The organism is Pseudomonas sp. AF32 (assembly GCF_022342325.2).
In the GTDB taxonomy this organism is placed as follows: Bacteria; Pseudomonadota; Gammaproteobacteria; order Pseudomonadales; family Pseudomonadaceae; genus Aquipseudomonas; species Aquipseudomonas uvaldensis.
On sequence record NZ_RQJK02000002.1, the window covers coordinates 31,284 to 51,571 of the forward strand.

At 59.7% G+C, this 20,288-nt stretch carries 19 protein-coding genes; 13 read left to right on the forward strand and 6 right to left on the reverse strand.

Annotation, left to right across the window (positions count from 1 at the left end):
* Nucleotides 1-56: 56 nt before the first annotated feature.
* From EGM97_RS02405 to EGM97_RS02415, 3 genes are read right to left on the reverse strand one after another with little or no spacing between them, the layout of a single operon-like run.
* Entirely contained in the window at nucleotides 57-824 is a 768-nt protein-coding gene (locus tag EGM97_RS02405; RefSeq protein ID WP_238962343.1) for a TerB family tellurite resistance protein, read from the reverse strand.
* Nucleotide 825: 1 nt separating this feature from the next.
* The gene (gene murU, locus EGM97_RS02410) at nucleotides 826-1,497 is read right to left on the reverse strand and encodes an N-acetylmuramate alpha-1-phosphate uridylyltransferase MurU (RefSeq protein WP_238962344.1); all 672 of its coding nucleotides are present in this window, start codon (nucleotides 1,495-1,497) and stop codon (nucleotides 826-828) included.
* A complete protein-coding gene (locus EGM97_RS02415) occupies nucleotides 1,494-2,519 on the reverse strand; it encodes an aminoglycoside phosphotransferase family protein (RefSeq protein ID WP_238962345.1) in 1,026 nt (341 codons plus the stop codon). Before EGM97_RS02415 ends, murU begins: the two co-directional genes overlap by 4 nt.
* A 130-nt stretch (nucleotides 2,520-2,649) precedes the next feature.
* On the opposite strand from EGM97_RS02415, the gene EGM97_RS02420 reads away from it, so the two are divergent.
* The 11 genes from EGM97_RS02420 to EGM97_RS02470 all read left to right on the forward strand — a co-directional run bounded on the left by EGM97_RS02420 (nucleotide 2,650) and on the right by EGM97_RS02470 (nucleotide 16,714).
* Complete coding sequence (locus EGM97_RS02420) at nucleotides 2,650-5,418, forward strand: LPS-assembly protein LptD (RefSeq protein WP_238962346.1); 2,769 nt, start codon at nucleotides 2,650-2,652, stop codon at nucleotides 5,416-5,418.
* Nucleotides 5,399-6,715 (forward strand): peptidylprolyl isomerase SurA, encoded by a 1,317-nt coding sequence (gene surA / locus EGM97_RS02425; protein WP_156315972.1) that lies wholly within the window; start codon nucleotides 5,399-5,401, stop codon nucleotides 6,713-6,715. Before EGM97_RS02420 ends, surA begins: the two co-directional genes overlap by 20 nt.
* Entirely contained in the window at nucleotides 6,712-7,701 is a 990-nt protein-coding gene (gene pdxA / locus EGM97_RS02430) for a 4-hydroxythreonine-4-phosphate dehydrogenase PdxA (protein WP_238962347.1), read from the forward strand. Before surA ends, pdxA begins: the two co-directional genes overlap by 4 nt.
* The gene (gene rsmA, locus EGM97_RS02435; protein WP_238962348.1) at nucleotides 7,698-8,516 is read left to right on the forward strand and encodes a 16S rRNA (adenine(1518)-N(6)/adenine(1519)-N(6))-dimethyltransferase RsmA; all 819 of its coding nucleotides are present in this window, start codon (nucleotides 7,698-7,700) and stop codon (nucleotides 8,514-8,516) included. The genes pdxA and rsmA overlap by 4 nt, the downstream gene beginning before the upstream one ends.
* Nucleotides 8,517-8,630: 114 nt before the next feature.
* Nucleotides 8,631-9,011: a Co2+/Mg2+ efflux protein ApaG gene (gene apaG, locus EGM97_RS02440; protein WP_238962349.1), complete on the forward strand. Its 381-nt coding sequence runs from the start codon at nucleotides 8,631-8,633 to the stop codon at nucleotides 9,009-9,011.
* Nucleotides 9,011-9,886, forward strand: coding sequence for a symmetrical bis(5'-nucleosyl)-tetraphosphatase (locus EGM97_RS02445; RefSeq protein WP_238962350.1), 876 nt, complete (start codon nucleotides 9,011-9,013; stop codon nucleotides 9,884-9,886). Before apaG ends, EGM97_RS02445 begins: the two co-directional genes overlap by 1 nt.
* A 31-nt stretch (nucleotides 9,887-9,917) precedes the next feature.
* Nucleotides 9,918-10,247 (forward strand): thiosulfate sulfurtransferase GlpE, encoded by a 330-nt coding sequence (gene glpE / locus EGM97_RS02450; protein WP_238962351.1) that lies wholly within the window; start codon nucleotides 9,918-9,920, stop codon nucleotides 10,245-10,247.
* A 300-nt stretch (nucleotides 10,248-10,547) separates the two neighbouring features.
* Nucleotides 10,548-12,470 carry a PrkA family serine protein kinase gene (locus EGM97_RS02455; RefSeq protein ID WP_053156351.1) on the forward strand — a complete coding sequence of 641 codons (1,923 nt, stop codon included), beginning with the start codon at nucleotides 10,548-10,550 and terminating at the stop codon, nucleotides 12,468-12,470.
* A 120-nt stretch (nucleotides 12,471-12,590) separates the two neighbouring features.
* Nucleotides 12,591-13,862, forward strand: coding sequence for a YeaH/YhbH family protein (locus tag EGM97_RS02460; protein WP_053156348.1), 1,272 nt, complete (start codon nucleotides 12,591-12,593; stop codon nucleotides 13,860-13,862).
* Nucleotides 13,859-15,424 carry a SpoVR family protein gene (locus EGM97_RS02465; RefSeq protein ID WP_053156345.1) on the forward strand — a complete coding sequence of 522 codons (1,566 nt, stop codon included), beginning with the start codon at nucleotides 13,859-13,861 and terminating at the stop codon, nucleotides 15,422-15,424. Before EGM97_RS02460 ends, EGM97_RS02465 begins: the two co-directional genes overlap by 4 nt.
* A 63-nt stretch (nucleotides 15,425-15,487) precedes the next feature.
* Nucleotides 15,488-16,714 (forward strand): multifunctional CCA addition/repair protein, encoded by a 1,227-nt coding sequence (locus tag EGM97_RS02470; protein ID WP_238962352.1) that lies wholly within the window; start codon nucleotides 15,488-15,490, stop codon nucleotides 16,712-16,714.
* Between the two features lie 139 nt (nucleotides 16,715-16,853).
* Here the strand turns inward: EGM97_RS02470 and folK are convergent, their stop codons facing one another.
* The gene (folK, locus tag EGM97_RS02475; protein ID WP_238962353.1) at nucleotides 16,854-17,381 is read right to left on the reverse strand and encodes a 2-amino-4-hydroxy-6-hydroxymethyldihydropteridine diphosphokinase; all 528 of its coding nucleotides are present in this window, start codon (nucleotides 17,379-17,381) and stop codon (nucleotides 16,854-16,856) included.
* Entirely contained in the window at nucleotides 17,372-17,725 is a 354-nt protein-coding gene (gene folB / locus EGM97_RS02480) for a dihydroneopterin aldolase (RefSeq protein WP_238962354.1), read from the reverse strand. Before folB ends, folK begins: the two co-directional genes overlap by 10 nt.
* 73 nt (nucleotides 17,726-17,798) lie before the next feature.
* Here folB and plsY point away from each other — a divergent pair, with 73 nt between their 5' ends.
* The gene (gene plsY, locus EGM97_RS02485) at nucleotides 17,799-18,368 is read left to right on the forward strand and encodes a glycerol-3-phosphate 1-O-acyltransferase PlsY (RefSeq protein ID WP_238962355.1); all 570 of its coding nucleotides are present in this window, start codon (nucleotides 17,799-17,801) and stop codon (nucleotides 18,366-18,368) included.
* A 7-nt stretch (nucleotides 18,369-18,375) separates the two neighbouring features.
* On the opposite strand, the gene tsaD is transcribed toward plsY, so the two are convergent.
* On the reverse strand, nucleotides 18,376-19,401 hold the full coding sequence (gene tsaD, locus EGM97_RS02490; protein WP_238962390.1) for a tRNA (adenosine(37)-N6)-threonylcarbamoyltransferase complex transferase subunit TsaD: 1,026 nt from the start codon (nucleotides 19,399-19,401) through the stop codon (nucleotides 18,376-18,378).
* Nucleotides 19,402-19,599: 198 nt separating this feature from the next.
* Here tsaD and rpsU point away from each other — a divergent pair, with 198 nt between their 5' ends.
* A complete protein-coding gene (gene rpsU / locus EGM97_RS02495) occupies nucleotides 19,600-19,815 on the forward strand; it encodes a 30S ribosomal protein S21 (RefSeq protein WP_002551877.1) in 216 nt (71 codons plus the stop codon).
* The last annotated feature ends 473 nt before the right edge of the window (nucleotides 19,816-20,288 follow it).

Genomic DNA, 20,288 nt, shown 5'->3' on the forward strand with positions numbered 1-20,288 from the left:
ACCCGGCTTGACGGTGGCGAAGCGACTTGTCCCTTCGCCACAATCGTCCCGCGAACCTAGCGGAAATCCCGTCGCTCCCGAATCAGGCGATAGGCATTGTGCAGATCCCGGGTCTTGTCGGTGGCTTCGCGCACTTGCAACGGAGTCCCGCCGTTGCCGGCAATCTTGTCCGGGTGGTGGCGACTGAGCAGGCGACGGTATGCCCGCTTGATCTGTGACGGCTCGGTCGTGGCCGAAACGCCCAGCAGGCGCAACGCCTCCTGGTAAGTCACGCCACTGCTGGGCAGCGACGGTTTCTGTGGTTCGTAATCAATTGCCAACGCCTGGATTTGCTGGGGTGTCCAGCCCAGCCATTTACCCCACTGGAGCAGCAATTCGCGCTCGCTCGCGCCGGCGCGACCGTCGGCCCAGACCATACGCCAGCAGGCCCGCAGCACACCTTCCGCCGCGTGGGGCTGGGTGGCGAGTCGGCGCAGATAACCGCGCATACGGTCGTTCCCGGACTTGCCTCGATTGAACGCAGCGATTGCGCGGCGCTGGGCCGGCTCGCTCAGATCCAGCGCTCGCATTTCCTGGCGCGCCTGCTGGATATGGCCATCGACCACTCGACCATCGACCTTCGCCAGACGCCCCAACAGGACAAACAGCAATTCGTCGTTACGCAACGCCGGGCGCCCGCCCAGGCGTTCACGCACTTGCGCCCAACTCTGCAGGTTCAGGCGCCGATCCAGCGCCTGCCCCAACAATGCACCAAGCATGGCCCCCGGAATGCTGGCTATGGCAAAGCCCGCTCCGGCTCCGATCAGAGTCCCTGGCCACCACATATCAACGGCTCGCTTCTATCAAGGTTTCGACGTGCGCCAAACGTTCATGGGTCCCGACATCGACCCACAGCCCTTCCAGGCGCTCGCCGCTGACCTGCCCCTCGGCGATAGCCTGGCGCAGCAGCGGTGCGAGCTTGAACGCGCCGTCCGAGCAGCCTTTGAACAACGAAGGGTGCAAGACGGCAATGCCGCTATAGGTCAGTTTGTCGGCAGCCGGTTCGCCATCGTGAATCTTTCCATCAGCCAGGATGAAATCTCCGCCCGGATGATGCGCGGGGTTGTCCACCAGCACCAGATGCGCCAAGCCTTCGAGCGGCCGGCGCAGGGCACTGAAATCGTAATCGGTCCAGATATCGCCATTGACCACCACGAACGCCTCGTCACCCAGCAGAGGTAACGCCCGGAAGATACCGCCACCGGTTTCCAGCGGCTCACCTTCCGGCGAATAACGAATCTTCACGCCAAAGCGCGAACCGTTCCCCAAGTGTTCCTCGATCTGCTGACCGAGCCAGGCATGATTGATCACAATGTCGGTGAACCCTGCGCGGGCCAACGCGCGCAGATGGTATTCGATCAAGGGGACACCGCCGGCGCGAACCAATGGCTTGGGGGTCGTGAGGGTCAGCGGGCGCAAGCGTTCTCCCTTGCCCGCCGCCAGGATCATCGCCTTCATGCCATTGCCCCGGCCGGATGCCGCAAGCTGGAAAGCAGCTCACCCAACTGCGCCAGTTCGGGACGGCGGGCAATCACAGCTTCTATATAAGCGAAGAAGCGCGGCACATCACTCAGATACCGAGGTTTACCGTCGCGATGACAGATGCGCGCAAAAATCCCGATGACCTTCAGATGGCGCTGGACGCCCATCAGGTCGCTGGCCCGCAGGAAGTCCTCAAGATCCGGCTGGACCGGAATACCGAGCGTCCCGGCCTGCCGCCAATAGTCTTCCAGCCAACCACGCACGCGCTCCTCGGGCCAACTGAGGAAGGCATCCTTGAACAGGCAAGTCACGTCATAGGTCACCGGACCATACACCGCGTCCTGGAAATCCAGTACGCCAGGGTTCGGCTCGCTGAGCATCAGGTTGCGCGGCATGTAGTCGCGGTGTACCAGCACTTTCGGCTGAGCCAGGGCACTATCGATCAGCAGATCGCTGACCTGCTGCCAGAGCTGTTGCTGTGCCGTATCAAACTCGATCCCCAGCTCACGCTTGACGTACCACTCTGGAAACAACTCAAGCTCACGACGCAACAACGCGACGTCATAGGCGGGCAGCGGCGCCACCATTGGCAATTGCTGAAAAGCCAACAGGGCCTGCAAGGCATCCCGGAACAGGTCGTCGGCATTCTCGCCATTGATCACGTCCAGATAGGTCTGATTGCCCAGGTCATTGAGCAAAAGGAAACCCTGAGCGAGGTCTTCGGCATAAATTTTCGGCACGTTGATTCCGGATTTTGCCAGCAAAAACGCGATGTCAACGAACGGTTTGCAGTTTTCCTGAGGTGGCGGGGCATCCATCACGATCAGGCTACGACCGTCGCCTTCCCACCGGAAATAACGGCGGAAACTCGCGTCGCTACTGGCCGCGGTCAATGTGGCGGGGGGCACGGCACCCCAGCCTTGTGCAGCAAAAAGGGTCGGTAGTTGCTCATCGAGCCAAACTTTAAGGTGTTGCAAGCGTACATCTTGGTCGGGCATTGCAAGGGTCTCCGACGGCGCTAGCCGTCAAGCGGGTCATGCTTTATTATCCAGCATCTTTTTCAGACCATCGAGAGGCGTGCGGCCCACACCGCGGGCAGATGGCACGCAGGAAGCCCGGACTAATAAGATGGCATTGAAATCCCCCGCGTTTCGTAAAAAATTTCCGTTGCTGGTTACCGGCAGTCTGCTGGCCCTTCAACCTCTGGCCTCTTCATTCGTCGTCGCGGCGCAGCAGTATGACTGCTCCGTGTCCGCAACGGGTGCCTGGGACTGTTCGCCCAAGACTCCGGCCGCTGCCTTGCCGCCGCGCCCGGTGCATGAAGGCAGCGCCGTTTCCGACAGCAGCGAAGCCCCGACTGGCAGCAACTCGGTCGAAGAAGCCGGCGACAAGCCGATGCTGGTTACCGAAGCCAAGGGTCGTGGCCTGAAATCCCGCAGTGAAGACTACAGTCATCTTGACTGGGTTCCGCGGGAGAACCTCACCCCCGCGCAATTGGCCGAGACAGGTCCTTACTGCTCCGGTGCCTACATCGAGCCACCCCGTCCCGGCATGAACGACAAGACGGCCAAGAGCGATGCCCCGACCTTCCTCGGCGCCAAGGCTTCGCGCTATGAGCAGGAACAACAGGTGGCTACCCTGGCTGGCGATGTGGTCATGCGCCAGGGCAGCATGCAGGTCGAGGCCGATGAAGCCAGCCTGTACCAGGCGGAGAACCGCGGTGAGCTGAGCGGTAACGTGCGGGTTCGCGACAACGGCGCGCTAATCGTCGGCGACCACGCCGATGTCCAGCTGGACACCGGCGAAGCCAAGGTCGACAACGCGGAATACGTGATGCACAAATCGCGTATCCGCGGTAACGCCCTGTATGCCAAGCGTGCCGAAAACGCGATCATCCGCCTCAAGGACGGTACGTACACCACCTGCGAACCGAACAGCAACGCCTGGACACTCAAGGGCAATAACATCACCCTGAACCCGGCGACCGGCTTCGGTACCGCAACCAACGTGACACTGCGGGTCAAGGACATTCCGGTCCTGTACACCCCGTACATCTATTTCCCGATCGACGATCGTCGCCAGTCCGGCTTCCTGCCGCCGACCATCGGCAGCGGCAGCGATACCGGCTTCCTGTTGGTCACTCCTTACTACTTCAACCTGGCGCCGAACTACGACGCCACGTTGTACCCGCGCTACATGAGCAAGCGCGGCCTGTTGATGGAAGGCGAGTTCCGATACCTGACCAAATCCAGCGAAGGCCAGTTCGGCGCCGCGTACCTCAACGACGAAGAAGACGAACGCGCCAAGCAGTCCGACTACAGCAAGACCCGCTACATGTACAACTGGCAGCACAAGGGCGGCCTCGATTCGCGCGTGCTGACGGAAGTCGACTACACCAAGATCAGCGATCCGTATTACTTCCAGGATCTTCAGACCGACCAGATCGGTGTCGAATCCCGGGACTACGTGAATCAGCAAGGGGCTGTCAGCTACCGTGGGGACAACTTCACGGCGCGGCTGAATGCCCAGGCTTATCAAATGGCGACGATTTCGAAGATCACGCCATATAGCCGCCTGCCTCAAATCACCTTCAACGGCTCCCTGCCGCAACATCCGTATGGGCTGAACTTCGCTTACGAGACGGAACTGGTGCGCTTCGATCGTGACTTGAGGGATGGCCTGTACAGCGACGAAGAAGGCTTCTCCACGCCATGGCTGGATACCAATATCAGAGGGCTGGCCCGGGCAAATGGCAATCGCATGAATCTCGCACCGGTCGTAAGCCTGCCCATGACAGCGAGCTACGGTTACATCAAGCCAGCGCTCAAGTACCAATACACCCAGTACGACCTTGATCTGGACAGCACCGGAAGGTCTGCTGTGGGGAATGGATACGACAGCACGCCAAACCGTGCTGTTCCAATCGCCAGCATCGACAGCGGCTTGTACTTCGACCGGGACACCCAGTGGTTTGGCTCCAACTATCGCCAGACATTGGAGCCTCGCCTGTTTTACCTCTATGTACCGGAAAAAGATCAGGACGACATTCCTGTTTTCGATACCAGCGAATCCACCTTCAGCTACTCCTCGCTGTTCCGGGACAACCGTTTTACCGGCTCTGACCGTGTCGGCGACGAGAACAAGCTGTCCCTGGGCGTGACCAGCCGCTGGATCGAAGAAAACGGTTTCGAGCGCCAGCGTGTCAGCGTTGGCCAGGCGTTCTACTTCAAGGACCGCAAGGTTCAGTTGCCGGGCATTGACTTCGAGACCCGTGAAGATGCCAAGTCGGACGTCTCGCCGTACGCGCTTGAGTACGAATACCGCTGGAACCGCGACTGGCGCACCACCGCCACCTACAACTGGGACCCGGACACTCACAGCCCGCGCTCGGGTAGTGCGATGTTCCACTACCAGCCAGAAGACAACCCGAACAAGGTTATCAACGCCGGTTACCGCTATCGCAATGACCAGGTCCGTTACGACGAGGCCACCGGTCAGTGGCAAGTGGGTGGCGGCGACTACGGCACGCCAGGCACACCCGGTTACGTGAAGGACTACTACAAGATCAAGCAGCACGACTTCTCGATCATCTGGCCGATCGTGCCGCAATGGAACGCAATCAGCCGCTGGCAGTATGACTACAACCGCAACCGTACCCTGGAAGCCTTCGGTGGTTTCGAATACGACAATTGCTGCTGGAAACTGCGCCTGATCAACCGTTACTGGGTCGACTATGAAGAGTTCAGTCAAGCCGCCCCGGAAAACGAAAAAGGCGACCACGGCGTCTTCCTACAAATTGTCCTGAAGGGACTCGGCGGCCTCACCGGCGCCAAGGTAGAGAGCTTCCTCGACAAAGGCATCCAAGGTTATCGTGAACGTGAAGACCAAGCTTTCTGATTGTCTGCGCCCGCTGATGCTGGGCGCGCTGTTCCTGGGTACCGCGGCCAACGCCGCGGTACAGTCCATCGATAAAGTAGTGGCCATCGTCGATAACGATGTGGTCATGCAGAGCCAGCTGGACCAGCGCGTCCATGAAGTGCAGCAAACCATCGCCAAGCGCGGCGGCGGCCTGCCGCCACCGGGCGTGCTGGACCAGCAAGTGCTCGAACGCCTGATTGTCGAGAACCTGCAGTTGCAGATCGGCGAACGTTCCGGTATTCGCATTACCGATGAAGAGCTGAACCAGGCCGTCGGCACCATCGCCCAGCGCAACAACATGACCCTCGACCAGTTCCGTGCGGCCCTGGCCCGTGATGGCCTTTCCTACGAGGATGCCAGGGATCAGATCCGTCGCGAGATGATCATCAGCCGCGTGCGTCAGCGTCGGGTGGCCGAACGTATTCAGGTGTCCGAGCAGGAAGTGAAGAACTTCCTCGCTTCCGACCTGGGCAAGATGCAGCTTTCCGAAGAACTGCATCTGGCGAACATCCTGATTCCTACGCCGGAAAGCGCCAGCTCCGAAGCGATTCAGAGTGCTTATCGCCAGGCCATGGATGTTTACCAGCAACTCAAGCAAGGCGCCGATTTCGGCCAGATGGCCGTCGCCCGCTCCGGCAGCGAAAACGCCCTGGAAGGTGGCGACATGGGCTGGCGTAAAGCCGCTCAACTGCCGCCACCTTTCGACCGCGAACTGAGTGCCATGGCCGTGGGCGATATCACCCAGCCGGCCCGTACTCCGGGCGGCTTCATCATCCTGAAGCTGCTGGAAAAACGTGGCGGCGGCACCCAGGTACGCGATGAAGTGCATGTTCGCCACATCCTGATCAAGCCAAGCGAAATCCGCAGCGAAGCCGAAACCAAGCGTCTGGCCGAGAAACTCTACGACCGCATCGAAGCGGGCGAAGATTTCGCCGAGCTGGCCAAGAGCTTCTCGGAAGATCCGGGTTCGGCCCTCAACGGCGGCGATCTGAACTGGGTTGATCCAAACGCACTGGTGCCCGAGTTCCGCCAGGTCATGGCCCAGACGCCACAAGGTCAGCTGTCCAAACCGTTCAAGAGCCCCTATGGCTGGCATGTGCTGGAAGTCCTTGGCCGCCGCGCTACCGACAGCACCACCCAGGCTCGCGAGCAGCAGGCAATGACCGTATTGCGCAACCGTAAGTACGACGAAGAGCTGCAAACCTGGTTGCGCCAGATCCGCGATGAAGCCTACGTCGAAATCAAACTTCCTGGTGCAAGCCAGGCAGCGCAGTGAAACCCAAGCGTTTCGCGCTGACGCCCGGCGAGCCTGCCGGCATCGGTCCCGACCTGTGCCTTCTGCTCGCCGCGCAACCCCAGCCGTACCCGTTGATCGCCATCACCAGCCGCGACCTGCTCCTTGAGCGGGCCGCACAGCTGGGTGTGACTGTCGACCTGTTAGCTGTGTCACCCGACACCTGGCCGGATGTTCCGGCCCCCGCCAACAGCCTCTATGTCTGGGACACGCCTTTGGGCGCCCCTGTAGTAACCGGGCAGTTGGACAAGGCCAACGCAGGGTTCGTTCTGCAAACCCTGACCCGAGCCGGCCAGGGCTGCCTGGATGGAACGTTCGCAGGCATGATCACCGCACCGGTGCACAAGGGCGTGATCAACGAATCCGGCATCGCCTTTTCCGGGCATACCGAGTTCCTTGCAGACCTGACTCACACGGCACAAGTGGTAATGATGCTCGCCACACGAGGCCTGCGCGTGGCCCTGGTGACCACTCACCTGCCCCTGCGGGACATTGCCGACGCCATAACCCCTGAACGCCTGGAACGGGTGACGCGAATACTGCATGCCGACCTGCAGGAAAAGTTCGGCATCGCCCGGCCTCGCATCCTGGTGTGCGGGCTCAATCCGCATGCCGGTGAAGGCGGTCACCTGGGCCGCGAAGAGATCGACATCATCGAACCTGCATTGGAGCGGTTGCGCAGCGAAGGCCTGGACCTGCATGGCCCGCTGCCTGCCGACACTCTGTTTACCCCCAAATATCTGGAGCACTGCGACGCGGTGCTGGCGATGTACCACGACCAGGGCCTGCCTGTGCTGAAGTACAAAGGCTTCGGCGCAGCCGTCAACGTGACCCTGGGCCTGCCGATCATTCGCACCTCCGTGGACCATGGCACCGCCCTGGACCTGGCTGGCAGCGGCCGGATCGATACCGGCAGCCTGCAAGTCGCGCTGGAAACCGCCTACCAGATGGCCGAGACCCATTTATGACTGAGCAATACCAACACCGTGCGCGCAAGCGTTTCGGCCAGAACTTCCTGCATGACGCTGGCGTGATCGATCGCATCCTGCGCTCCATCAACGCCAAGCCCGACGACCGCATGCTGGAAATCGGCCCAGGCCAGGGTGCGTTGACCGAAGGCCTGCTGGGCAGCGGCGCACAACTGGACGTGGTGGAACTGGACAAGGATCTGGTTCCCATCCTCAACCAGCAATTCGCCGGCAAGAGCAACTTCAACTTGCACCAAGGCGACGCGCTGAAATTCGACTTCAACAGCCTGAACGCCGCACCGAACAGCCTGCGAGTCGTGGGAAACCTGCCGTACAACATCTCCACACCATTGATCTTCCACCTGCTGAACAATGCCGGCCTGATCCGCGACATGCACTTCATGTTGCAGAAAGAAGTGGTCGAGCGCCTGGCCGCCGGTCCTGGCGGGGGCGATTGGGGTCGGCTGTCGATCATGGTCCAGTACCATTGCCGGGTCGAACACCTGTTCAATGTGGGCCCTGGCGCTTTCAATCCGCCGCCGAAGGTCGATTCGGCCATCGTCCGGCTGGTGCCCCATGCCGTCCTGCCCCATCCGGCCAAGGATCATCGACTGCTCGAACGCGTCGTCCGTGAAGCCTTCAACCAGCGTCGCAAAACCTTGCGTAATACCCTGAAGCTGCTGCTCAGCAGCGCCGAAATCGAAGCGGCAGGCGTAGACGGCAGCCTGCGACCCGAGCAACTGGATCTGGCGGCATTCGTACGCCTGGCCGACAAACTCAGCGAACAGGCCGCGCCTAAAGCCGACGCCCTCTGACCGAAGAGGACCGCTATCGGGTGGCGAGCCCTCTGGTTTACTACCCGATATTTGGCCTAGACTGACCCGATCAGCCGTACCCGCGTCCCGCTTCGCTTTCCAAGGCCCTTTTGCATGTCCGATCCCCGTTATCTGGTCGACGTCAGCGTCACCACCCGCTTCCTGGCGGAACAGTCGCAACCCGAGCACAACCGCTTCGCCTTCGCCTACAGCATTACCGTACGCAACGATGGCTCGCTGCCGGCCCGGCTGCTGTCGCGGCACTGGGTTATCACCGATGGCGATGGGCATGTCGAAGAAGTGCGTGGAGAGGGCGTGGTTGGCCAGCAACCGTTGATCGGCCCTGGTAAAAGCCACAGCTATACCAGCGGCACAGTGATGACGACTCGCGTGGGCACCATGCAGGGCACCTACCAGATGCTGGCCGAGGACGGCAAACGCTTCGACGCCGTGATCAAACCCTTCCGCCTCGCGGTGCCCGGAGCCCTGCACTGATGGCCACCTATGCGGTCGGTGATGTCCAGGGCTGCCTCGCCCCGCTCAAATGCTTGCTGGAGCGAGTCGCCTTCGACCCGCAGAAGGACACGCTGTGGCTGGTTGGCGATCTGGTCAACCGTGGCCCGGAGTCCCTGGAAACCCTGCGCTTTCTCTATGGCATCCGTGATTCGCTGGTGTGCGTACTGGGCAACCACGACCTGCACCTGTTGGCCGCCTGGCAAAACATCGAGCGCTTGAAAAAATCCGACACCTTGAGGGAAATACTCGACGCTCCCGACTGCGTCGACCTGCTGGAATGGTTACGCCAACAGAAACTCATGCACTACGACGAGCACCGCAACCTGGCGCTGGTCCACGCAGGTCTTGCGCCCCAGTGGTCCTTGCGCAAGGCGCTCAAGTGCGCCGGCGAAGTCGAGCAGGCCTTGCGCGATGACAACCTTTTCGCTCCCTACCTGGACGGCATGTACGGCAACGACCCGGCGAAGTGGAACAACGACCTCACCGGCGTCGCCCGTCTTCGAGTCATCACCAACTACTTCACCCGCATGCGCTTCTGCACCCGCGACGGCAAGCTCGACCTCAAGAGCAAGGAAGGCATCGAGACCGCGCCGCCCGGCTACGCCCCCTGGTTCAAACACCCGGAGCGCAAAACCCGTAACGTGAAAATCATCTTCGGTCACTGGGCGTCGCTGGAAGGTCAGTGCGACGAACCCGGGGTCTTTGCTCTCGACACCGGCTGCGTATGGGGCGGTGCCATGACCTTGATGAACGTCGACACCGGCGAGCGACTGCGTTGCGATTGCGATGAGCTGGGCCGCTCCAAACCCCATCCCCCGACCACGAAATCAACACCGGCCGGCACCGTCGTCTGAGCGGCGCGTAGTTCAGGCCTCAGGAGTCCCCATGAGCGAATTCAAACGCATCCCCCCGGAAAAGGCCCAGGCCCTGCGCGAGCAAGGTGCTGTTGTCGTCGATGTCCGAGACCCTGCCACGTTTGCCGCCTCGCATATCAGCGGCTCCAGACACCTGGATAACCACTCCCTACACGATTTCATCACCCGCGCCGACCTCGACGCTCCCGTGGTTGTCGTTTGCTACCACGGAAACTCCAGCCAGAGCGCAGCTGCGTACCTGGTCGGCCAGGGCTTTACCGACGTCTACAGCCTGGACGGCGGCTTTGAACTTTGGCGTACGACGTATCCGTCAGAAACAGCGCAAGGCTCCAACGAATAATTTTTTATGCCGCTCAAAACCCGCGTAATCCGCGGGCTTGAGCGATGGCAGACGAACGGTCTGCCATAACTTATTACGCATTCCACCTGTGCCTCTCCGATTCCGAACTATTCTTAGCCTCAGGCCATCCAAAACAGGGGAGAGCCGGTACACCGGCGCGCGGATCATCGGGAGTCAGCTTTCAGGAACCTGGATTCCTGGAAGCATTCTGGGGGGTAAACGGCAGCTGGGTTCCCAGCGGCTGGCCAGCATCGACTGATTGATCCGACACCGGCTCCACGTATCGAGCGAGGTGACGTCATGAGTATTTTTAGCCACTTCCAGCAACGTTTCGAGTCCACGCGGCAGGAGGAGTACTCGCTGCAGGAATACCTCGAACTCTGCAAGCAGGATCGCAGCGCCTACGCATCGGCTGCGGAACGTCTGTTGCTGGCCATCGGAGAACCGGAACTGCTGGACACCTCGACCAACTCGAGGCTCTCGCGGATCTTTTCCAACAAGGTGATCCGCCGCTATCCGGCCTTTGAAGACTTCCACGGGATGGAAGAATGCATCGACCAGATCGTGTCGTATTTCCGCCACGCCGCCCAAGGCCTGGAAGAGAAGAAACAGATCCTCTATCTGCTCGGCCCGGTAGGTGGCGGTAAGTCGTCCCTGGCCGAGAAGCTCAAGCAACTGATCGAGAAGGTGCCCTTCTATGCCATCAAGGGCTCGCCGGTTTTCGAGTCGCCCCTGGGGCTGTTCAATGCCACCGAGGACGGTGCGATTCTTGAAGAAGACTTTGGCATACCGCGGCGTTACCTCAACACCATCATGTCGCCATGGGCCACCAAGCGCCTGGCCGAGTTCGGCGGCGACATCAGCCAGTTCCGCGTGGTCAAGCTCTACCCGTCGATCCTCAACCAGATCGGGGTAGCCAAGACCGAACCCGGGGACGAAAACAACCAGGATATTTCGGCACTGGTGGGCAAGGTCGATATCCGCAAGCTGGAAGAATTCCCACAGAACGACGCCGACGCCTACAGCTACTCGGGGGCACTGTGCCGGGCCAACCAGGGCCTGATGGAATTCGTCGAGATGTTCAAGGCACCGATCAAGGTACTGCACCCCCTGCTGACCGCCACTCAGGAAGGCAACTACAACAGCACCGAGGGCCTGGGGGCGATTCCGTTCAGCGGTATCCTGCTGGCTCACTCCAACGAGTCGGAATGGCACACCTTCCGCAACAACAAGAACAACGAAGCGTTCATCGACCGGATCTACATCGTCAAGGTGCCATACTGCCTGCGGGTCACCGACGAGGTGAAGATCTACGACAAGCTGCTGTTCAACAGTTCCCTGTCCAAGGCCCACTGCGCTCCGGACACGCTGAAAATGCTGGCCCAGTTCACCGTGCTGTCGCGCCTCAAGGAACCGGAGAACTCCAACATCTATTCCAAGATGCGCGTGTACGATGGCGAGAACCTCAAGGACACCGATCCGAAGGCCAAGTCGATCCAGGAATATCGCGACAATGCAGGCGTCGACGAAGGGATGAACGGGCTGTCTACACGCTTCGCGTTCAAGATCCTGTCCAAGGTCTTCAACTTCGACCCCCACGAGATCGCGGCCAACCCGGTCCACCTCCTGTACGTATTGGAACAGCAGATCGAACAGGAACAGTTCCAGGCGGAAACCCGCGAACGCTATCTGCGCTTCCTCAAGGAATACCTGGCGCCGCGTTATATCGAGTTCATCGGCAAGGAGATCCAGACCGCGTACCTGGAGTCCTACAGCGAATACGGCCAGAACATCTTCGACCGCTACGTGCTGTACGCAGACTTCTGGATTCAGGACCAGGAATATCGCGATCCGGAGACCGGGGAAATTCTCAATCGCGTAGCGCTCAACGAAGAGCTGGAAAAAATCGAAAAACCGGCTGGCATCAGCAATCCGAAGGACTTCCGCAACGAAATCGTCAACTTCGTATTGCGTGCCCGCGCCAACAACAACGGCAAGAACCCGACCTGGCTCAGCTATGAAAAGCTGCGGGTGGTCATCGAGAAGAAAATGTTCTCCAACACTGAGGATCTGCTGCCGGTCATCAGCTTCAACGCCAAGGCCAGCAAGGAGGATCAGCAAAAACACAACGACTTCGTTACACGCATGGTCGAACGTGGCTACACCGACAAACAGGTACGGCTGCTCTCCGAGTGGTACCTGCGGGTCCGGAAATCGCAGTAAAACAGCTACAAGCTACAAGCTACAAGCTGCAAGGAAAAAGCGCGTTACCCCCTGACAACCGGGTAACTGCTCTTACTTGAAGCTTGTAGCTCATCACTTGGAGCTGCCCGGAGGGCCCCTATGAGCTATGTGATCGACCGACGCCTTAATGGCAAGAACAAGAGCACGGTGAACCGCCAGCGGTTTCTGCGGCGTTATCGTGACCATATCAAGAAGGCCGTCGAAGAGGCGGTCAGTCGCCGCTCCATTACCGATATGGAGCATGGCGAACAGATCAGCATCCCTGGCCGCGACATCGACGAGCCGGTGCTTCACCATGGCCGCGGCGGCAAACAGACCGTCGTGCATCCCGGCAACAAGGAATTCACCAGCGGCGAACACATTCCCCGTCCACCGGGTGGAGGCGGCGGCAGAGGTCCCGGCAAGGCCGGTAATTCTGGCGAAGGCATGGACGAATTCGTGTTCCAGATCACCCAGGAGGAATTCCTGGAATTCATGTTCGAGGATCTGGAATTGCCGAACCTGGTCAAACGCAACCTGACTGGTACCGATACCTTCAAGACTGTACGCGCCGGAATCAGCAATGAAGGTAATCCGTCACGCATCAACATCATCCGCACCCTGCGCTCGGCCCATGCCCGGCGCATTGCCCTGTCGGGCAGCAGCCGGGCGAAACTGCGAGAGGTCAAGGAGGAACTGGCCCGCCTGAAACAGGAAGAGCCTGACAATTTCGGTGATATTCAAGACCTCGAAGCGGAGATCGAGAAGCTCAGCGCCCGAATTCATCGGGTGCCGTTCCTGGACACTTTCGACCTCAAGTACAACCTGCTGGTCAAGCAGCCCAACCCAAGCTCCAAAGCCGTCATGTTCTGCCTGATGGACGTGTCCGGCTCCATGACCCAGGCAACCAAAGACATCGCCAAGCGGTTCTTCATCTTGCTGTACCTGTTCCTCAAGCGGAACTACGACAAGATCGATGTGGTGTTCATTCGCCACCACACCAGTGCCCGCGAAGTGGATGAGGAAGAGTTCTTTTATTCCAGGGAAACCGGCGGCACCATCGTCTCCAGCGCCTTGAAATTGATGCAGGAGATCATGGCCGAACGCTACCCGGCCAATGAATGGAACATCTACGCAGCCCAAGCATCCGATGGTGACAACTGGAACGACGACTCGCCGATCTGTCGCGACATCCTGATCAACCAGATCATGCCGTTCGTCCAGTATTACACCTATGTGGAAATCACACCGCGGGAACATCAGGCCCTGTGGTATGAATACGAACGCATTGCCGAAGCCTTCTCCGACACGTTCGCTCAACAGCAACTGGTCTCGGCCGGGGATATCTACCCGGTCTTCCGTGAACTCTTCCAGCGCAGGTTAGTGACATGACCGCCAAAAAAGAGCAGAAGCGCCAGCCCATTTCCACCGGCTCCGAATGGACGTTCGAGCTGATCCAGGCCTACGACCGTGAAATCAGCCGTATCGCAGACCGTTATGCCCTCGACACCTACCCCAACCAGATCGAGGTGATCACCGCCGAACAGATGATGGACGCCTACGCGTCGGTCGGCATGCCGCTGGGTTATCACCACTGGTCCTACGGCAAGCACTTCCTCAGCACTGAAAAATCCTACACGCGTGGCCAGATGGGGCTGGCCTATGAAATCGTGATCAACTCCGACCCTTGCATCGCCTACCTGATGGAAGAAAACACCATCTGCATGCAGGCGCTCGTGGTCGCGCATGCCTGCTATGGCCACAACAGCTTCTTCAAGGGCAACTACCTGTTCCGCACCTGGACCGATGCCAGTTCAATCATTGATTATCTGGTGTTCGCCAAGCAGTACATCATGCAATGCGAAGAGCGCCACGGCATCGACGCGGTGGAGGACCTGCTGGACTCCTGCCATGCGCTGATGAACTACGGGGTTGACCGCTACAAAAGGCCATACCCGATCTCCGCCGAAGAAGAGCGCCGGCGCCAGAAGGATCGTGAAGAGCATCTGCAAAAGCAGATCAACGACCTGTGGCGGACCATTCCCAAGGGCGCCGACAAGTACAGCGAGAAGGACAACGCGCGCTTTCCCGCCGAACCCCAGGAAAACATCCTTTATTTCATCGAAAAACACGCTCCGCTGCTGGAACCGTGGCAGCGGGAAATCGTGCGTATCGTGCGCAAGATCGCCCAGTACTTCTATCCACAACGCCAGACCCAGGTGATGAACGAGGGATGGGCCACATTCTGGCACTACACGCTGATGAACGACTTATATGACGAAGGCCTGGTCACCGATGGCTTCATGATGGAGTTCCTGACGTCTCACACGAGTGTGGTATTCCAGCCCGGCTTCGACAGCCCCTATTACAGCGGTATCAACCCTTATGCGCTGGGCTTTGCCATGTACCGCGACATTCGGCGCATGTGTGAGAACCCCACCGAGGAAGACCGCCGGTGGTTCCCTGAAATCGCCGGCTCGGACTGGTTATCCACGATCAAATTCGCCATGAGCAGCTTCAAGGACGAGAGTTTCATCCTGCAGTACCTCTCGCCCAAGGTGATCCGGGACTTGAAGTTGTTCAGCATCCTCGACGATGACCAAAAAGATGACCTGTTGGTGCCCGCCATTCACGACGAAAGCGGCTACCGCATCATTCGCGAGACTCTCGCGGCGCAATACAATCTGGGCAATCGCGAGCCCAACGTACAGATCTACAGCATCGACCGCCGAGGGGATCGCTCGTTGACCCTGCGACACCAGGCACATAACCGTAAACCACTGGGCGATTCCACCGATGAGGTGCTCAAGCATCTGCACCGCCTGTGGGGGTTCGACATCCACCTGGAAACCCTGCAAGGCGACCAAGTGATGAAAACCCACCATGTGCCCCCCAGAGCCGAGCAAGCAGAAGGAGACTATGGCCGGCTGGACCTGGCTGTCATTCATCTTTGATTTCGCTTTCGCCTCCGAAGGTCCGGCGCAAAGGTTATCCTGTCGGATCAACGGAGGTTTTTTATGCAGATTTACAAAGTCGGCGGTGCCGTTCGTGATCGCCTGCTGGGCATTCCCGTCACTGATATCGACCGGGTTGTGGTGGGCGCTACCGCCGAGGAAATGCTTGCCAAGGGGTTTCGCCCCGTAGGTGCAGACTTTCCTGTGTTTCTTTCCCCGGACACAGGGGAGGAATACGCCCTCGCCCGCACCGAACGCAAGAGCGGTCGGGGTTATGGTGGTTTCGTGTTTCATGCCAGCCCTGAAGTAACGCTTGAAGAAGATCTGGTTCGCAGGGACTTGACCATCAACGCGATGGCCGAGGATGACGAAGGCAATCTCACCGATCCATACCATGGCCAACGCGATCTCGAAGCACGCCTTTTGCGCCACGTTTCCCCGGCATTTGCCGAAGATCCGCTCCGAGTCCTGCGTGTTGCACGCTTTGCCGCTCGCTACGCCCCGCTGGGCTTCAAGGTAGCCGATGAAACCCTCGAACTGATGCGCCAACTGAGCCATTCCGGCGAGCTGGAAGCCTTGACGGCCGAGCGCAGCTGGAAGGAAATCTCCCGTGCCCTGATGGAAAATCAACCACAGGTCTTCATCCAGGTCTTGCGCGACTGTGCGGCGCTCAAGGTCCTGATGCCTGAGGTCGACGCGCTGTTCGGTGTCCCCCAACCGAAAGCCCATCATCCGGAAATCGACACCGGAGTGCACACACTGAGCGTGTTGGAACAAGCCGCCTTGCACCAGCAACCGCTGACCGTGCGCTGGGCTTGCCTGCTCCATGACCTGGGAAAAGGCCTCACGCCCGAGCATGAATGGCCGCGACATATCGCTCATGAACACAAGGGATTGAAACCCATCAAAGCGGTCAACGAGCGCTTCAAGGTGCCTCGCGACTGCCAGGAACTGGCATTGCTGGTCGGCCAGTACCATACCCATTGCCATCGCGCACTTGAGCTGAAGGCCTCCACGCTGCTCGAACTGTTACAGAGTTTCGACGTGTACCGCCGACCTCAGCGCTTCGAGGAATTCATTGCAGCATGCGAGATGGATGCGCGCGGACGCAAAGGGCTTGAACAACGAAGTTATCCACAGGCTGACTACTTGCGCGGCGCGGCAGCAGCGGCTCGCGCAGTGGCGGTGCAGCCTTTGCTGGAGAAGGGTTTCAAGGGGCCGGAGCTGGGTGAGGCGATCAAACGCGAGCGGCTGAAGGCATTGAAGGCGTACAAGGAAGCAGCAAACTGACGGAACGTTGTGTCAGTTGGCATTTGTGGGTGGATGTACCACCGCTATCGCGAGCAGGCTCGCTCCCACAGGGTTTGCGGTGAATGGAGTCCTGATATCTACCGCAGTCAAGGTGGGAGCGAGCCTGCTCGCGATGGCGTCAGTTGCTTCGCAGAAGATCCAGCGGCGTGAGCTGCTCACCCCGCCATTCGAACGCCACCGGAGCCAACACCTGATCAATCTGCGACTCGCCCCACAACGTGGCGAAGCTCTTGCCTACGCCTGGATGAATCCGGTCCGGTGCAATCAACGATAAAGGCCACAAGACAAAGGCGTTCTTGAGGATTTCTGCGCGAGGCAGGACCAGCCCGTCGAAATTGCCCACTTGTTCGCCATACAGCAGAACGTCGATGTCCAGCGGCAGACCCTTGCGGTCCGGTGCATAGCGACCGTTGTCCGCCTCGATGAACTTCAGGCGACGATCCAGCTCCATCAATGGCAAGTCTGTGTAGGCCGACACGACGAAGTTGAAGAACGGTCCGCTCTTGATGCCCACTGGCTGGCTTTCGAACACAGCCGAACAGCGGATGTCCACCAGGAAGCCAGCGAGAGCTTCAAGCCCGGCACGCAAATGAGTTTCGCGCTCGATATTGCTACCGAGCCCGAGAAAGACCTGTATCAGCGACATCCGCGCTCGATCTCCACGCCAACACCGCGGGCCGCCGAGACGGCGCCAGGCTTGGTCACTTTCAGACGCAGCCAGGTAATCTTGAACTCGTCCATCAACTCCTGAGCCAGTCGTTCGGCAAATGTCTCGACCAATTGAAACCGGGCCTGCCCGGCAAATGCCTGGATACGCGACGATACGCTGGCGTAATCGAGCGCAAGGTTGAGGTCGTCACCGGCGGCGGCCGGGCGGTTATCCCAGGCGAAACTCAGATCAAGCCGCAGGCACTGTCGGATGTCTCGTTCCCAGTCGTAGGCACCGATTACCGTGTCGACTTCCAGGCCTTCGATAAACACTCTGTCCAAGCACTCTTCTCCGCAGACGACAAGGGCGCAATGCGCCGTTAGAATCAGGGCGTCCTCGCCCGGAATAGTTAGCATGTTTTGGTTACTGGCGGTCCTCGCCTACCTGCTCGGCTCGCTGTCCTTCGCCATTGTGCTCAGCCGCCTGACGGGTCGTCCCGATCCGCGAACGAGTGGCTCAGGCAATGCCGGCGCCACCAACATGCTGCGCCTGGCCGGACGCAAGCTTGCCGTCCTGACCCTGCTCGGTGACCTCTGCAAAGGCCTTGTACCGGTACTGATCGCCAACCTTGCAGGGCTTTCATTGCAGCAACAGGCCTGGATCGGCGTCTGCGCTGTCATCGGTCATCTGTTTCCACTGTACTTTCGCTTTCGAGGCGGCAAAGGGGTCGCTACCGCCGCCGGGATGCTGCTGGGGCTCTATCCACCCGCCGCACTGCTGGCCGTCTCGGCCTGGCTACTGATGTTCTATCTGACCCGCACCAGCTCACTGGCCGCACTGATCGCCACGCCGCTGACCTTGCCCTTGCTGGCCTGGCAGGAACCGCAGGCTCTGCTGCCGATGACCGCGCTTGTCGCGCTGATCGTCTGGCGTCACCGGGGCAATCTACGCGACCTGTTCGCCGGACGCGAACGGCATTTCTAGATACGTGTCACAGCGGCAACAGCTGCTCCATGGGCCAACGTGCCTGCACACTGATCGCCAGGCTCTCTTTCTGACCGGCCATGAGCCGCTGACAGCCGGCATAGGCAATCATCGCGCCGTTGTCGGTGCAAAATTGCGGTCGGGCGTAGTAGACACCACCCTTCATGTCACCGAGCATTTTCTCCAGGGACATTCGCAAAGCCTTGTTCGCACTCACCCCGCCAGCGATCACCAGGCGCTTGAGTCCGGCCTGCTTCAAGGCGCGCTTGCACTTGATCGTCAAAGTCTCCACCACGGCTTGCTGGAACGCCAGAGAGATGTCGCAACGGGCTTGCTCGCTGTCGTCCCCGGCGACGATGCACTGCTGCCAGGTATTCAGGGCGAAGGTTTTCAAGCCGCTGAAACTGAAGTCGAGGCCGGGCCGGTCACACATTGGGCGCGGGAACACGAAGCGTCCCTCAACCCCTTGGGCCGCAAGCCGAGCGATTTCCGGTCCGCCCGGATAGTTGAGCCCCATCATTTTTGCGGTTTTGTCGAACGCTTCCCCGGCGGCGTCATCAAGAGACTCCCCCAACAGCTCGTATTGGCCAATGCCATCGACCCGGACCAACTGCGTGTGCCCGCCGGAAACCAACAAAGCGACGAAAGGAAATTCCGGTGGCTGCGACTCCAGCATAGGAGCCAGCAAATGGCCCTCCATGTGGTGCACACCCAACGCCGGAATACCCCAGGCAAAGGCCAGTGCCTGGGCACAGGAAGCCCCGACCAGCAAGGCGCCCACCAGGCCGGGGCCTGCGGTGTAGGCGATGGCATCGATCTCGGTCGGCACACAGCCGGCATCGGCCAGGACCTGACGGATCAAGGGCAACATGCGCTTGACGTGATCGCGGGACGCCAACTCCGGCACCACGCCACCATAGGCGCGGTGCAGGTCGATCTGGCTGAACAACGCATCGGCCAGCAGGCCGCGTTCGCTGTCGTAAAGCGCGACGCCGGTTTCGTCGCAGGACGTTTCTAATCCCAGTACTAGCATGGCTTGCGCCTTGTGGAGGCTGAATTCGAAGGCGCGCATAATAGTCGCCGCGTTGTGCTCCGACCAGCGGTTTTCGATCAGAGGCTTTGCATTCCGAGCGTTGAGGGGTTAACATCCGCAACCCTTAAAAACCGACGTCTTCAAGTGCTCTTTTGCCGCGAGGATGTTGACCCCGGTAATGAATGAAGGTAGCTCTGGATGCCAGCCGTCAAAGTAAAAGAGAACGAACCCTTCGACGTAGCTCTGCGTCGTTTCAAGCGCTCCTGCGAAAAAGCCGGTGTTCTGGCTGAAGTTCGTAGCCGCGAATTCTACGAGAAGCCGACTTCCGAGCGTAAGCGCAAGGCAGCAGCCGCTGTTAAGCGTCACGCCAAGAAAGTCCAGCGCGAACAGCGCCGCGCCGTACGTCTGTACTGATACACAGACGTTCGTAGCAAGCTTCTGCCAAGCCCGGCCCTCAAGCCGGGCTTATGGCATTTGCGGATTAACGCTTGATGCTTCACCGTCGAAGCCGCAGACGCGACCGAGACAACTGTTTTACCGCGTCAGACCTGGCTCTTTTGCCAGCGGTGCACGTCTCTTCTGACGAGCCTTCCAAGGCTACTGACGAGCACACCCTGATTCCTCTAACGACGATCAGCCCAAGGCACCTGCATGCGTGCCCGCTCCGCGAGCTATCCGAGGCCTGACCGGCCGTTACCGGACTCAGCGCAACATTTTCAGACCGTCGAATGAATACTGACAGTAATTAACGTCAGTGGATTATCGGCAGATACACTTCCCGACAGCAATGACGCAGATGACCCGGTCGAGCCACCGCTTCAACAGTGCCTCAAGATCAGGAACCGGTTACGCCTGCTGATTTCGGGGCCCTATTTCACGCAGTGATG

Bases quoted from the DNA above. Each gene is read 5' to 3' on its own strand.
- EGM97_RS02405 (WP_238962343.1), bottom strand. From the start codon at position 824: ATGTGGTGGCCAGGGACTCTGATCGGAGCCGGAGCGGGCTTTGCCATA.
- murU (WP_238962344.1), bottom strand. From the start codon at position 1,497: ATGAAGGCGATGATCCTGGCGGCGGGCAAGGGAGAACGCTTGCGCCCG.
- EGM97_RS02415 (WP_238962345.1), bottom strand. From the start codon at position 2,519: ATGCCCGACCAAGATGTACGCTTGCAACACCTTAAAGTTTGGCTCGAT.
- EGM97_RS02420 (WP_238962346.1), top strand. From the start codon at position 2,650: ATGGCATTGAAATCCCCCGCGTTTCGTAAAAAATTTCCGTTGCTGGTT.
- rsmA (WP_238962348.1), top strand. From the start codon at position 7,698: ATGACTGAGCAATACCAACACCGTGCGCGCAAGCGTTTCGGCCAGAAC.
- apaG (WP_238962349.1), top strand. From the start codon at position 8,631: ATGTCCGATCCCCGTTATCTGGTCGACGTCAGCGTCACCACCCGCTTC.
- EGM97_RS02445 (WP_238962350.1), top strand. From the start codon at position 9,011: ATGGCCACCTATGCGGTCGGTGATGTCCAGGGCTGCCTCGCCCCGCTC.
- glpE (WP_238962351.1), top strand. From the start codon at position 9,918: ATGAGCGAATTCAAACGCATCCCCCCGGAAAAGGCCCAGGCCCTGCGC.
- EGM97_RS02455 (WP_053156351.1), top strand. From the start codon at position 10,548: ATGAGTATTTTTAGCCACTTCCAGCAACGTTTCGAGTCCACGCGGCAG.
- EGM97_RS02460 (WP_053156348.1), top strand. From the start codon at position 12,591: ATGAGCTATGTGATCGACCGACGCCTTAATGGCAAGAACAAGAGCACG.
- EGM97_RS02465 (WP_053156345.1), top strand. From the start codon at position 13,859: ATGACCGCCAAAAAAGAGCAGAAGCGCCAGCCCATTTCCACCGGCTCC.
- EGM97_RS02470 (WP_238962352.1), top strand. From the start codon at position 15,488: ATGCAGATTTACAAAGTCGGCGGTGCCGTTCGTGATCGCCTGCTGGGC.
- folK (WP_238962353.1), bottom strand. From the start codon at position 17,381: ATGTCGCTGATACAGGTCTTTCTCGGGCTCGGTAGCAATATCGAGCGC.
- plsY (WP_238962355.1), top strand. From the start codon at position 17,799: ATGTTTTGGTTACTGGCGGTCCTCGCCTACCTGCTCGGCTCGCTGTCC.
- tsaD (WP_238962390.1), bottom strand. From the start codon at position 19,401: ATGCTAGTACTGGGATTAGAAACGTCCTGCGACGAAACCGGCGTCGCG.
- rpsU (WP_002551877.1), top strand. From the start codon at position 19,600: ATGCCAGCCGTCAAAGTAAAAGAGAACGAACCCTTCGACGTAGCTCTG.